Here is a 13,511-nt window from a genome sequence, read left to right as displayed (position 1 = left end):
TCATTAATACAGCAGACAAAATAATTGACCGAACTAATCTAGTTTTTGACACGTTCCACCCCATCTATATGCTTCTCGCGTTGACGGTAAAATACGCGGTATTTATCGGACAACTGGGCCAGCTGAACAGCATCCATTCGGGCTCTGCGCATATTGAGCTTTAAGTTTTCAAGATCAATTGCAAGGCCATACTGCGTGTCACGTAGCATTGTTCGCAAAACAAGAGCCTGGGAACCTGTACTTAAATCAATTAGATTTTCTGGATCTAGCGCACTATACGCCCGGCTGCTCAGGGTGCTCTGAATTGAATCCTCTTCTCCGACTATTGGAGCCTTCAACAGAACCTGCTCTTTCATTGCTTCCTTAGCAGCATCTAAACGAAGATTTAGAGTTTGAATTGCGGAGTGCTGTAAACGCTCATCCGCAGACATTCGGTTAACTGGCCGGTCTGGACTAATGGGAGAAACAGGAACCGGATCAACAACCTGATTTATCCACTCTACTGCCTGCTCAACTTCCTCTGGGCTCAAAACATCTTTATTTAAAGCCACTTCATTAGCAGACAGATTCATCAATGTTCTTTCGTGATAGCGCCAGTCATCGACCGGCGAAGCCGCTCTATACTCAGCAAAGAATGAATCAAGTGATGCCCTCAACTCCTCTTCGGTTACTTCTTTTGCTAAACGTAGATCTGCAGCTTGTGCAAAATCATCACAACTGGTGACCGGCAAGTTCTCTTCGCCGTACTCGGCCTCTGCAGCGCGTTTTGACTCAAGAATATAAGCAGCTTGACTGCGCAACTCTTCCTGGCGGTTAAACTCATCCATCAGTTTCTGCTGGGATACCGTTCCTCTTTGAATTTCTGAGGTGATGTTCCCGGACATTGCCCGAATTGCAGAGCCTAGATCACCAAAAACATCATCAATCGTTACTCTTAATTGGCTAAAGCCAGTGCTTATCGCTTGAGAGGCGCTATTCACGTTTGAAGTGGCCTGAGCTGTTTCGCTATTTACATCGGCACCATAGCTTTGAACATTGGCGCAAGCAGGACAGACCGCAAATGCAGAGTTAGGAACAGCAATTCCATAAAGAGCGGTACATAGACTTATACTCAAAATACTCTTTTTCATTACTGCCCACCTTGCAAAGAGTTCAATCCTTGCACCTTCTCCGAGATCTTATTTAAGAGATCAGTACTGGATTGAGAGGCTTCAGTCCCGCTGCCAGTTAGCGTTTGGCTATTGGAGAATCGTTTAGAAATACTGCTGGATCCTGTTCCATATGATTCTGAACCTGAGTAATCGAAGCTATAACCATTCATCCCGGTATTTAAACAACTCTGAAGGTCCGGAGTAGGTAGCCCACCTGCCAAACTAAGATCAACGGATAGATTTGCTGTGCAAGTTAAAAATGTATCTGATTGGGCTTTTAACTCATCGGAGAAGTCACACGCCATTTCCTTCAATGAACCTTGAAACTGCTCTTTAACGTTATCAAACAAGCCGCTAACCATTCCGCTTAAACTTGATACATTCATAAAGTAATCAAAATCAATACCCATCAGACTATCCAAGCAAGCGGCTTCAGATAATGTCCCCCCCCCAGATATTGCTGTAGCTTCTACTGCCGCCTTTTTTTTCCGTTGAACCAGTACATTGTTTGCAGCATCTATAAGGGGTTGGCATTTTTGCAAAACAAGTGATGTATCACTCTCTGAGCCAAAAGCACTATATGGCACAGCCATAATCAGGATAGCTATGCCTATATGTATTCTTTTCTGAAACTTCATATGAGTAACCAATTCAATATCCTGGCTGCAGAATCTTCTCTAAGGCCAACGACAGAGAGTAGAAATTAGCTTCACTATGTACACTCAGATGCAAAGCCCGTTGATGTAACAAAGCAGCTCTTCCCAAAATAGTTTTAGCGTAAGCTTTGAGCGGAGGGTTTTCATTGAGTTTCATAGACAGAGCTTCAAAGAACGCTTGATACTGCTGAAGCGACGATAAGTAATAAAGCGCCTTGGAAGCTGGCATAAATCCAAGTAAAACGAGCATTGACTCAACTATCCCGTTGTCTTTCATAGCGCCTTCTGCAGCAAATGAATGACTTTCTATTACCTCGATTGCGCGTAACACTGCACTATCCATATCTTTCAGGTTGTCCACATTCGTTTCTGTCCAGTCTTCATAAGACTCAACAGCTTGAATGACTTCACAAAGCTCGGGATCTTGCTTCCAAAAGCTATCTATCGTGCTATCCATAATAGCTCACACTATAGTTTTCAAATTAAGGAAATATATCATATAGTATATCTATATAAAACTTTAGCGCAAAAGCAAAAACTATGAAAACATTTGATTTTATAAAAAAACTAGCGCCTTTAAGCCTTCTTATAGCAACGTCACCAGCTTTTTCTGCGGCTCCTGAAATCACTCAGGATATGCTTGATGAGAGCTACGCTATCCAGATGTATTACTCAGTATTCGGGGGGGTTGCTCACTACTCTGTTCTTGATATCGAATCAGGTACTGTAGATTCAGCCTTGGCGGCGATGTCTCTTGTTCTTAACTTGGCAGTATTTGCCGTGCTGTCATACCTCATGTTCATCGTAATGATGGGCAAAGTGATAGTTAGCGGAAACGATGGCTCTCTCATGAGCAAGCGATACAACGATACGATGGCAGTAACCAGGGCAACAATGTCAATGTGCGGGGTGCTGCCTGTAGTAGGAGGGTTCTGTTTAGCTCAAGTTCTCGTCATGTTTATGGCAATACAGGGAAGCTTTATTGCCGATGAGGTGAATGCGGCCGGTAACGAGTTTGTCTACACCAATGGAGGGGTCGCAACCTACAAGCCCGATCGTTTCAAAATCAACTCTCTCGTTAACTCCATGATTAAATCTGAAGTTTGTGCCGCCGCTACCAACGACTACTACAACGAGCATGATTACTACGACAAGATCTATAAGGTTGCATTCACAGATACTGGCAAGGGTGTTGATACTGCTGAAGGAGTCCAGTACTTAAAGTTCTCATACATCAACCCTTTAGGGCGTGAAGTTTGCGGGTCAGTGGAGTTCAAAATAGGGACTGATAAATACCTTGGTCATGGAGATGCGCCAACAGGCATTTGGGGAGAAATGTCAGATCATCAGAAAGCAATTCGAGACAAATACTTTAACGCACATCGTGTTGCGCTCATCGAGACTCATAACTTTATTGCTACCGCAATCACACCCGGAATGGTTAGGCCTGGTCGAGATATTGATGCAGATGCTTTTAGTGAAGCAGTAAAAAACGCAAAGAAAAAATACGCTAACACAGTTATTAAACTGATGCTTGCTGAGTCTGAGCAACTTTCAGCAGAATGGCAAAAACAGGTTAATGATCGTTTCCAGAAAAATAGTCTAACCTTTTCTGCGGCAAGAGGTTGGGTTTACAACGGCTTTACATGGTTAGACAAGAGCAGAGCTGAAAGCTTCTTATCGACCTTAGCCAGAGAAGTTCCTACTTCATCATTTCCAGATATCGACACTACTCATGAATTTGAAGAAGCTTTTGTTTCAGAACGATTAAAGAGAGCAATGGATGTTGTTCAACAAATTAAAGGCATGTCTGCTTCTGACGAAGCAAACAAACCTAAGTCTGAGGATGAGTATCATGACAAAGACTACGAGACTTTAGCCGAGGGAATCTTTGCCAGCCAAGATTTCGAAGCGACGACAAGTTATGTTTTCAGTAACTTCCTCAGATCTGCGCTGATTGATACCCAATTCGACTTTAAGCATTATGATCCAATAACAAACCTCCAGCATCTTGGATACCGGATGGTCAACGCTGGCTGGGCAATGCTATTTATGGGTGTAGCGATTGATGTCGCAGCGAATGCGGCAGAAGAAACAGCAGAGAATAACATTGTATACACGGCGGCTAAGTGGGCGTCATTCGGTGTCCTTGGAGGAGCCAAGGGTGGCGCAATGACTTTAGTTGAGCATGTGACTGGGATGATATTTTCTCTTTCCGGCATATTGATCGCTGTTGGATCAGCCCTGGCCTACTGGCTCCCCTCACTGCCCTTCTTCATGTGGGATCTGGCCGTACTGGGCAATTACCTTTTGGTAGCAGTTGCATTCATGGCCGCACCCCTCTGGATGGCAGCTCATGCCATGCCGGAAGGAGATGGTTTTGCGGGGGATCATGCCCGGCAGGGCTGGATTGTTATGATAACGATCTTGGCGCGACCTTCCATCATGGTAATCACTTGGCATATTTCATTGCTTCTAATGAGAGCTATAGGCGAGTTCACCACTATTTACCTAGAGTATATTCCATTAAGCAATGCTGAAGCGTTCGTCGGTTTGTGGGGAACCTTAGTCCAACTGGTGATTTTCATTATATTTGAGGCCGTTATTACCTTCAGGTGCGTTTCTTTGATTTACGAGGTGCCTGATCAACTACCAATTTATTATGGTGGACAGACAACATCCGGCAATGAGTCAATTGGTGAAGGCAAGGGACAATCAATGATCGCAGGCTGGCAGTCAAATACACAACAAATCACAAATACAGGAGGTATTGGCGGTGCCGGTGCCGGTACCGGCAAAAAACCCGGAGGTAGTGCCAATATAAAAGATTTTTAGTCTCGAATTTCAAACCAAAAAAAAGGCTGAACGCATAAATGTTCAGCCTTTTTTGTTAATATCAGATAGCTTATTTTGGATTGAATCCTGATCCTAAGTGCCGACCAAACCCATACTTACCGGGTTTAAACTTATACTTTTCGATGTACAATTCCAGCAGTTGCTTAGCATCAGCTGTAGGATGATCATCCTTCAGAACCCAGAGACTGATTTTAGCCTCACTGTCACCCTCTTTGTATGATTTTAAAGACCCCTTTCCCTTTACCAAATCCACCAGGGGTTCATTGACACCAAATACAACACTTGAAACGCCTCCCCATTCGTAAGATTTTTCAAAGGCATCTTCCAAGGTAGACTTGGCAGTTGTAACAGTCGCAAGCAGAAAAAACGGTGTCAGCAGCCAAACAATAACTGTCATTTTTGCAGCACTAACTGAGCCATTCTTTCGTGCCCAACGGCTGAAGGAGGCTGGCAGCTTGATGAAGAACACAATCCCCAGTACACAGGCAATAATGCTTGAGTAAATCCAGCCATATCCCAAGAACGCAAGCACCGCATAAGGCATAGGGTTAATCTCGGCATTTAGCTTAGCGTATGCCAACCCATCACTCCAAGCATCAGTCAGCCAGTTTTCTCCGTACATGAAAAAGTCAGTACCCCACTTCTCAGTCAGCCACCACCAATGCCCAGTGCTAAAGCCTACGGCCAGCACAAAAAATACCAAGAACCAAAATCCTACACTTTTAAATTTACTCATGATCCCTCTCCAACTCCTTGAATATCTCTTACTATCTATAATACCATAAATAGGGATTTCCGCAACACCCCAATATTGAATATATAGTATTTTTTTCAATTTTTTCAAAACGCTACTGCGCCACCAGCAAAGCGCCACCAACCCACCACCAAAACACTTCTATTATTTTCCACTCACAAAAAAGCCGGGAATATCCCGGCTTTTCATCTATCTAATTTTACTTATTAACACGTTGCGTCCTATGAACTTTTAACGCTTGGCCATTGATAACAAGCACCCCCTCCCCACCTTCCGGTATTGGCGAATCCCCGTCTGATTCAACGATAATATTGATAGTCTTAGTCGTGTTCTTCTTATCCAAATCATCCAGTAAGTAATCAATCGCAGAGCTTCTGGGCTTAACAATCACGACTAACTGATTCCAATCAATATCAAAGGTTAAACGATGCTCAGTCCCAATAGCATGTAAAATTGCAACCCAATTAAGCTTATGGCCATTCCAGGCCACCGGCATTTGAGCATCAACGTTCTTATCCGTAAACACTCGCCACCCGACTGGGACAATGCCATTCATTGCCACCCACAAGGGGTTACCCAGACCGGCCCCCCCTTGCGCCGGGAGCTGTGCAGGCGCAACACCATAATGGCGTATAATTTTCTCTGTACGATCCGCTATGACGTTGAGATCCTGACTCTGGATTGCAACTTGAGCATTACGCTTTTCAGTTTCCTGCGCTTTTATATTATCCAGTTGCTTAGCCAATAGTGCGGCCTTCTCTTCGGCGGCAGTAGCTTTCTTTTCAGCTTCGATTTTTGCCAGCGCGGCTTCATCATTTTGAATAATGACTAAACGGGCATACGATGGTGCTGACGTAACAGCTAACAGCGATGCCAATATTAGTACGTGGAATCTGCTCATTGTTCATCACCTTTCAGACTCATTAAACTGCCTATTGCAACTGCCCTTTTCCGCGACTTGCGTGCCTCAAGACCAGATACCTCGGTATTGGCTGTACCTATCGATCCCGGGTCTGATGATATTTCGGATTGGCCGGTGCGATCGAGACTGACTGTGCTCGATGTATTCAACACCTCATTCTCAGCCTGAGACATCGGCTTCTCTGCCTCAGACGCCACGGGCGCTGCGTTCACCACAGCTCCCTTATCCATCAGCCTACCCAACACTAAAGCCGCTGTTTGCTTGTTCTGAGCGTCCCCTTGAGGTGCGATCGGTTCAGACAATGCCAATGCGATAACTGCATCAAGTATTCCAAGATTTTCCAATGCAATACCACCCTCTAACAAACGCTGCATGGCCCTGCTTTTGGTATTTCTTGGACAGCGATCGTAAACACCCCATATCTGATCAGCCAAGCTATTGCTTGACTGAGGAGGGCTGATATAGATCTTCGATTTATCTGCTGGCATCGTTTACCCCTTACGCGATTGCAGGCTCTGTGTTTTCGACCTGTGAAGACGCATTTAAGTAGGTATGAACCACACTCATGATAGTGTCCAGGTCATATAGAAGAGCGCATTTAAGGAAGCCTCGGGCATTCGCGCCATCCGCATTATCCAGCACAATGATATTTGGATATCGATCACGAATAAGGTTTTCCATTAGAGCAACCCCTCCCCCAAAACCAATAATTTCTTTTAGTGATGGGAATCTGCGTTTAAACAGATCTACTTCGGCTAAGATCGGCTGCATGACACAGCCAATAGCATCCCCCACTTCGGCTGTAACATCTTCCGGATCCCCACCAAACCAACTAACACGTTTTGTCATCAGAGCTTCCTCTAACAGGGTGTCGTCCGGTTCACACTCAAATCGTTTCATCAACAATTGACGCAACCGGTCCTTAACATGCGTAACCCCGTATTCCAGCGTCTTCTTAGCTCCGAGCTGGTTACCTGGCAGCACAATAGCCATATCAGTAGTATTGCCACCAATATCTAAGCCGAGTCGGACCACATCAGGGTTTACACCGGGTTTCATGTCACCATACTCATCAATCATGTAATCAACGATGCCAGCAACCGCCTCGGGGTAGATCCCGGCAAACACGACTTTAGCCGATGGCTCTTTACGCGGCCCCACATAAACATCACGTAACAAATTTTTCTTTTTCTTCTCCAGCAGGATAGTGTTCGTACCTTCTTCGCCATCCATATATTGCTCAAGAGGAAGTCCGGTTAGCAGGGCTACATTCTCCCCCGCCAATCCCAAACGATTTAGCATATGGTGAATCAGACTGAGATTCAGAGTAGTTGTGCTGTAATCAGGGGTACGGGTATCTTCGGGTGACTGAACCCATTCGGATACCGTGTACTCTTCATTGCTTTCTACAACACCATAGAGATTAACCGCACCACCGATCACAGCGGAGGTGTGTCGTCCTCTTCGGGCTAAGGACGGTATCTTATCTTCAATAATTTTGAGTACGGCGCTATCACCTGTTCCCTCAATTACCAAGACAGCAGCGTTGTTTTGGGCATAGCCGTCATCAACGGAAACTACGGGGCACAACAAATCCCCTTCAAAGAACTCTTTGTTAAGCTTCGTAATGTATTCGGCAATCGGTGTGGTCTTGAAGTAACCAGCGGCACTTGTCATGTGTTAACTCCTGTTTAATATTCCCTGTAACGCTTTAAGTTGCGCTTTGGGTTGTATATTCGATAGCGGTCGTTTAGCAGCAACCGCCTTAGATAAAGAAAAAAGGATGAATACGACTTCCTAAAAATCCAGCTAATGATCGTATTGAGTATCAGTATCCAGGCAACAAACTTGAGATAAAAAGGAAATGGAAACATGGGTATTAGCAGCAGCAACGCGAAGGGCTCACCATTCATCCATAAAAACCGCAAAGGCTGACCGGTAAGCCACCATTGAACGCTTTCTTTTTTGACCTTCGGATTAGCCATTACCGTTCACCAACTCAATAGTTCGATTCTCTAAGTAGATTGCGTAGAACACTTCCGGTGAAATTAACCCCGCCTCAAAAGCATTCGTAGCTGCCATGAGTTTTGTGGCTCCATGATTTTCGGTTAACTCATGCAGCTGCATCGTTATACCCTGGATCCCTTCAGAGATAAGAGTCCGTAATAGAAGGCTGCGGGTATGGTTTGTAAATACCAAGTACTCAATCAATGGAACCCGACCTGAATACCCGGTGTTAGCGCAAACATCGCAACCACAGGGTTGACGCGCACCAGAAAGATCTGCGCCCGTCTCCTTTAACATTTCATCATCTGATCTGACTGGTGTAGCGCAGCTTTGGCATAGCGTTGGAACCAGTTGCTGATTCACAACTGTCCGGAGACTATCAATGAGGGAGAGTGCTATAGCCAAACGCTCACCTTCCGCGAAGTTAACGCAGATCCGGTCAACCGTTGCTGCGACATTGGTAACGTGTAGCGTAGAGTAAACAAGGTGGCCAGTTCTGGACGCTTCGACACCTAATTTTATTGTGTCTGTATCTCGCATCTCCCCAACCATGATGACATCAGGGTTGTCACGCAGGAGACCTTTAAGGCCTTCGCTATACGTATGAAGGTGACTATTTAATCCAGCCTGGCCCACCAGCGAGTCAGTTTCATTGTTCAAATAAAAGAGGTTGTATTCGATTGGATCCTCAATTGTGCCTATATGTATTCCTTCATCCCTGGCTTTCTGATCTAGCGTAGATGACAGCAAAGTAGACTTACCAGATCCAGTCTCACCGGTGATCAGAATGATCCCTTTGTTATTTTTGGTTGTTAACGCTTCATACAGATCTTTAGGGAGACACAGCTCTTGAAGTCGCGGAGGCCTTGAACTGATAGGACGACAAACCAATCGCATTCCTTGTTCAGTTCTTTCCTCGTTCACAGCCGCAACCGACATCCGGAAACGCTGGATTTTACCTTTGCTTATTACGCGATAAGGAAAAGATCGAGGGTGACCTGCTGTTACGCTTGTTACTAACTGATTGGTTTCAGCCTCTCCAATGAAACGGGCTATGTCCTCTTTATCAATTGATACATCCGTGATCTTGGTTATTGCACCATTTACCCTGGCCCGGACTTCTGTTCCTGAACGAAACATAACGTCAGATGCACCGCACTCAGATGCAACAGAAAGCATATTATCAATGACATCAACTGTAATAAGAGATGGTAATTGGAAAAGCTCGATATGTTTCCCGGCGAAACGATCCTTGCTCATAATATTTAATCCTGAACTATTGGAGCCCACTTGTTACTGTCAGTGAAGTGTGAGTCTCCAATAATTGAGATGACCTCATCACCGATAGTCAGATTTTTCCCATCCTTTGATAGCACAACACCGTAATCTTGCTTAGCTACGCGAGGCATAGTTATAACGCCTCTTGCAACTAAATCATGAAATAACCGAATCCCCTGTAGATCCCGCTGAAGACGATTAGCATCAGACTCATATTGCTTATCTGCCTGGGTTTCGCCTATCTTCCAAGCTTCAGCTATCCAAAGTTTCCAGTTTTTTCTTTCCACTTCAGTAACCGGCAACAGAACAATATTAGGTAATTCAGGAGCAGGATAATGACGGACAAGGTAGTTCAAGTAAGTGGGGGGGGATATCAACAGCTTCGGCATTGTAACCATGTGATATGAATGTCGAACAAGGCGCTGCTCGGTTCGACTATTGCTGTTTATCATGCCCTCAGTTTGAGTGATGACCGGAGGGAATACATTCCCTGGGAGCATATAAGATGAAAAATCGAATAATCGAATCAATTGAGAGCCGCTTTGACGTAGCATTTCATTGATTTCTTTTCGGCGGCTATACAACCCACCCTTAATTCCCAAATCATATGCTGCAGTCTTTAGCGCTTCAAACCGGCTACCATCGCCGGTTTGAATATTCTTTTCGATTGATTCCTTAATACCTTCTGAGCTAAGCCCCTGTATAGACTCTAAACTAAAGTCAGACTTCCACGCAGACTGTTCAGCTAGAAGCAGCGAAGCATCAGGCACATTCATTAACTCTGCTTTACCGCTTGTTGAGCAAGCCGAGATGGAAAGTGCCAATGACACAATCAGAAACGGCGCAATCGGCTTCACAACACTAGCTCCTTATATTGTATTTGAACGGTAGGAGCAGGCTTAGATGTCAAATCCAGAACCACATCAGCTCTGAATCCAGCCTGCCTACCTGCATCAGCTATAAACTCTCCTACCGTCCGTAACTGACCATCAAAGAACACAAATATGCCGCTGATCGGTTTTCTGCCCTGCGGGTTTATATAACTGAGCCCACCTTCTATACAGAGATTTTTGATGATTCGTTCAAGCTCGAATTGCTGGCCTCCAGGATAACCAACGATTCGCCGCATGTTTGCTGGCATATCTTTAATCGGCAATTGAGCTTCATCTTCAATGCCATAACGTTTCGTCATGATTTGATCATTAATGGCTGTTCGAGCATGTAGGTTCTGTGCGATCGAAACTAACTGAACAAGAGCAGGGTCTGACTCAGTGATCATTCGAGGCTCATTGAGTGGCACGACTTCATTAGAGGCGCAGCCCACCAGCAGAGCGGTACCAGCTGCAAGAATCATTCGAGATGGTATTGTCATTATCAAACCTGAATATTCATATTGATTATCTATATGCTTTTATACCATCAACGCAATTTCATTCCAAGCAAACGCGACCGTGGCACTTTCACAGATGCGCTAAATCGCCACTAAAGCGCCACTAAGCATCAACCAAAACACCCCTGAACAACCACCAAAGCTAATCTATTGATAAATAAAGGCAGTAGTGAAAGCTAGTGTTAAAAAGAATCCTCTTCCTCAGTTTATGCCGATCTGCACCAGGCTTTAAAAATACCGGATAATTCATTTAGTAATACTTTATAGAACACTCATATATTGAATATTAAGGTTCCATTTAGCGCATTAAGCAGCTAAATTCAGTGAATTCAATACTCGTTGTAACAGACGGCCAAACGCTCCATGTAACGGTCATGAAAATGCTCTAAGTAACATGGGGGTCATATAAAGGAAAACATAATGTGGAAATCACAATAAACCAGACCCCAAAAGTACAGACAGCAACAATAAAGAGACCCAAATAGATGCCATTATTGAAGACTCCGACCAGAACAAACAAAACCGAGGCGGGTTATCATGTTCGCGTTATTGCAGTTTTGGAGAAATACGGGGTTGAGGCCCAGAAAGACTGGGATCTAAACCCTAAAGACTTCCTTAATTGGTTAGAGGCCTACAGAGATAAGGTATCTAAAGCTTCATGGCGACAAATTAGAGCGGCGCTGGTGTGGTTTATGAAGAATATAGAATCGGAGTGCGATTTGAGCGCTGAAATTTTGGCGATTGACACAGACACCTGTAGCGAAGCGATAAATACGAGTGCAAAGAAGAAAAAATCGATCTCTGATAAAGAAAAGGTCGCGCTGGAAGTAGAGCTTTTAAGTTCGCATGATAAATTCATAGCTGGCGGGGGAGATGAAACAGACTCTGTAGCGTTAAATACCCTACTCTATCTCCTGGCAACGGAGATAACAGGATTAAGGCCGTCAGAATGGTGGGGAGCTAAAATTGTTGATACCAAAAATTTAGATGTCGATGAAATAGAAGCTCAAAAAAAGGATCTCAAAAGTATTGACACCATTACCCTGGTTGTCGAGAATGGAAAGGCAACAAACGGTCGCGCCTTCGGTTCTCACCGAACCATCAAATTGAAAAACCTCTCCCCAGAAAGAAAGTTTGCACTTGAAGCGCATTACAGGTCAGTGAAGAAACACTCATCGCTAGAAGCATTTGAAGGCTACTATAAGAGCTGTGCTGATCGTATGACCTATACGACACGCAAACTATGGCCTCATCGTAAAAAGTACCCCACCCTTTACTCAGGACGACACCAGTTTTCAGCGAACCTGAAGCGAGAAGATACGGCTTTAAAAGTGATAGCTGCATTAATGGGTCATGGAACTGACAGGACGGCTACAGAGCATTACGGACGAAAGAATTTTGGTCGGAGTAAAGGCTATGACATTGAAGCTGACCAAGACGACATTAACCAGATCCATGAAACGGCAAAGCCGCGGTATTCGGATAAAATTGCATCGCAAAAAAAGAACATGCCAAATATTGGATGAAGAGAGCCTAAAATTTTGATGCCCATAAATACTATGGATATCTTAAAATTTGAAGACTCAACGTATATGACTTCCTAAAAATTCTTTGAACAAAAGAATTGTCTACCGGCTGCCGAGATGGTGATCATCAATACCGGCCCACCAGCTTTTAGAAAGCACATCGATTATCTGGTAGAAAAAGAGTGGGGGCAGAGAAGTAAAATATTGGTGCCAAAAGATATAGGGCTCAAGAAATGAGGAATCATCGTACTGGCACCTTAAATTTTTAGGGTTCAATTTTGGGAGATTTCTTTTTTGAGATCACTCCCGGCACCGGTTATCTGGTACCGGGTGGCACCGGCCACCGGGTATCCTTTCCGTGAATTATTACTTCTAATAACGATTACCAGAAACGAAGCCGTTCACTTCCTGGAATAACCTTTTCTGCGCTCTCTCGTATGTTGCAGATGTAACAGTAAGCTCTTTTAATGCCGTTTTTTCTCTCAGTTCAATAGCTGCGCGATTGGCGTTCTCCGAATCTACATGCTGCTGTTTTTTAAGAATCACCACCTTTTGGATAAGCGGTTCTTTATCGCGGCGGATAGCTTGAAGCTTTCTCATGTTTTCGTAATATCTCTCTTGATGGTCGGTATCTTTGCGCCAGCTTCCTTTAAACCAGCCAGACTTATAAAGCTCCATGTTTTCGAGGGCAATAGCATCTGCATCGTTTTCTTTTGATTCAATAATTTGCTTTACTTCTTTGATCTGCAAGTCTAAGTCGGTCATTTCATATTCCCTTCTGTATTAGCCGTTGTTAATACTAAATATAACCCTACTGGGTTATATAGTCAATAAAATAACGCTTATCGGTTATATTTCATATTAGACTTACTATAATTTTATCGAGGTATGTCCGTAAGCGTCCTTCTAACCCCACCTATGCGCCAGTCGGCTGAGCCGATAACTTTACATTCCAAGGCAACAGGTGTTCC

At 44.2% G+C, this 13,511-nt stretch carries 13 protein-coding genes; 2 read left to right on the top strand and 11 right to left on the bottom strand.

Annotation, left to right across the window (positions count from 1 at the left end; genetic code table 11):
- Positions 1–38 precede the first annotated feature (38 nt).
- Genes Q0499_RS07050 through Q0499_RS07040 form a run of 3 tightly spaced genes read right to left on the bottom strand, consistent with a single transcriptional unit; the run spans position 39 to position 2,264 of the window.
- Positions 39–1,130: a hypothetical protein gene (locus tag Q0499_RS07050; protein WP_299197670.1), complete on the bottom strand. Its 1,092-nt coding sequence runs from the start codon at positions 1,128–1,130 to the stop codon at positions 39–41.
- Positions 1,130–1,789, bottom strand: coding sequence for a hypothetical protein (locus tag Q0499_RS07045; RefSeq protein ID WP_299197668.1), 660 nt, complete (start codon positions 1,787–1,789; stop codon positions 1,130–1,132). The genes Q0499_RS07050 and Q0499_RS07045 overlap by 1 nt, the downstream gene beginning before the upstream one ends.
- Before the next feature lie 13 nt (positions 1,790–1,802).
- On the bottom strand, positions 1,803–2,264 hold the full coding sequence (locus tag Q0499_RS07040; protein WP_299197666.1) for a hypothetical protein: 462 nt from the start codon (positions 2,262–2,264) through the stop codon (positions 1,803–1,805).
- 83 nt (positions 2,265–2,347) lie between these two features.
- Here Q0499_RS07040 and Q0499_RS07035 point away from each other — a divergent pair, with 83 nt between their 5' ends.
- A complete protein-coding gene (locus Q0499_RS07035; protein ID WP_299197664.1) occupies positions 2,348–4,642 on the top strand; it encodes a DotA/TraY family protein in 2,295 nt (764 codons plus the stop codon).
- Between the two features lie 70 nt (positions 4,643–4,712).
- On the opposite strand, the gene Q0499_RS07030 is transcribed toward Q0499_RS07035, so the two are convergent.
- The 7 genes from Q0499_RS07030 to Q0499_RS07000 all read right to left on the bottom strand — a co-directional run bounded on the left by Q0499_RS07030 (position 4,713) and on the right by Q0499_RS07000 (position 10,996).
- The gene (locus Q0499_RS07030; protein WP_299197662.1) at positions 4,713–5,399 is read right to left on the bottom strand and encodes a hypothetical protein; all 687 of its coding nucleotides are present in this window, start codon (positions 5,397–5,399) and stop codon (positions 4,713–4,715) included.
- A 217-nt stretch (positions 5,400–5,616) separates the two neighbouring features.
- Positions 5,617–6,318, bottom strand: a complete 702-nt coding sequence (locus tag Q0499_RS07025; protein ID WP_299197660.1) for a hypothetical protein — start codon at positions 6,316–6,318, stop codon at positions 5,617–5,619.
- Positions 6,315–6,827 carry a hypothetical protein gene (locus Q0499_RS07020; RefSeq protein WP_299197658.1) on the bottom strand — a complete coding sequence of 171 codons (513 nt, stop codon included), beginning with the start codon at positions 6,825–6,827 and terminating at the stop codon, positions 6,315–6,317. Before Q0499_RS07020 ends, Q0499_RS07025 begins: the two co-directional genes overlap by 4 nt.
- Before the next feature lie 10 nt (positions 6,828–6,837).
- A complete protein-coding gene (locus tag Q0499_RS07015; protein WP_299197655.1) occupies positions 6,838–8,016 on the bottom strand; it encodes a ParM/StbA family protein in 1,179 nt (392 codons plus the stop codon).
- Between the two features lie 300 nt (positions 8,017–8,316).
- Positions 8,317–9,606: an ATPase, T2SS/T4P/T4SS family gene (locus tag Q0499_RS07010; RefSeq protein WP_299197653.1), complete on the bottom strand. Its 1,290-nt coding sequence runs from the start codon at positions 9,604–9,606 to the stop codon at positions 8,317–8,319.
- Positions 9,607–9,611: 5 nt separating this feature from the next.
- Positions 9,612–10,481, bottom strand: a complete 870-nt coding sequence (locus Q0499_RS07005) for a type IV secretory system conjugative DNA transfer family protein (protein ID WP_299197651.1) — start codon at positions 10,479–10,481, stop codon at positions 9,612–9,614.
- Complete coding sequence (locus tag Q0499_RS07000; RefSeq protein WP_299197649.1) at positions 10,478–10,996, bottom strand: hypothetical protein; 519 nt, start codon at positions 10,994–10,996, stop codon at positions 10,478–10,480. Before Q0499_RS07000 ends, Q0499_RS07005 begins: the two co-directional genes overlap by 4 nt.
- A gap of 503 nt (positions 10,997–11,499) precedes the next feature.
- On the opposite strand from Q0499_RS07000, the gene Q0499_RS06995 reads away from it, so the two are divergent.
- Positions 11,500–12,540, top strand: coding sequence for a hypothetical protein (locus tag Q0499_RS06995; RefSeq protein ID WP_299197647.1), 1,041 nt, complete (start codon positions 11,500–11,502; stop codon positions 12,538–12,540).
- A gap of 372 nt (positions 12,541–12,912) precedes the next feature.
- Here the strand turns inward: Q0499_RS06995 and Q0499_RS06990 are convergent, their stop codons facing one another.
- Positions 12,913–13,305 (bottom strand): hypothetical protein, encoded by a 393-nt coding sequence (locus Q0499_RS06990; protein WP_299197645.1) that lies wholly within the window; start codon positions 13,303–13,305, stop codon positions 12,913–12,915.
- Positions 13,306–13,511 lie beyond the last annotated feature (206 nt).

This window comes from uncultured Amphritea sp., from assembly GCF_937127095.1.
In the GTDB taxonomy this organism is placed as follows: domain Bacteria; phylum Pseudomonadota; class Gammaproteobacteria; order Pseudomonadales; family Balneatricaceae; genus Amphritea.
This window is presented reverse-complemented; position numbering and strand designations above follow the sequence as displayed.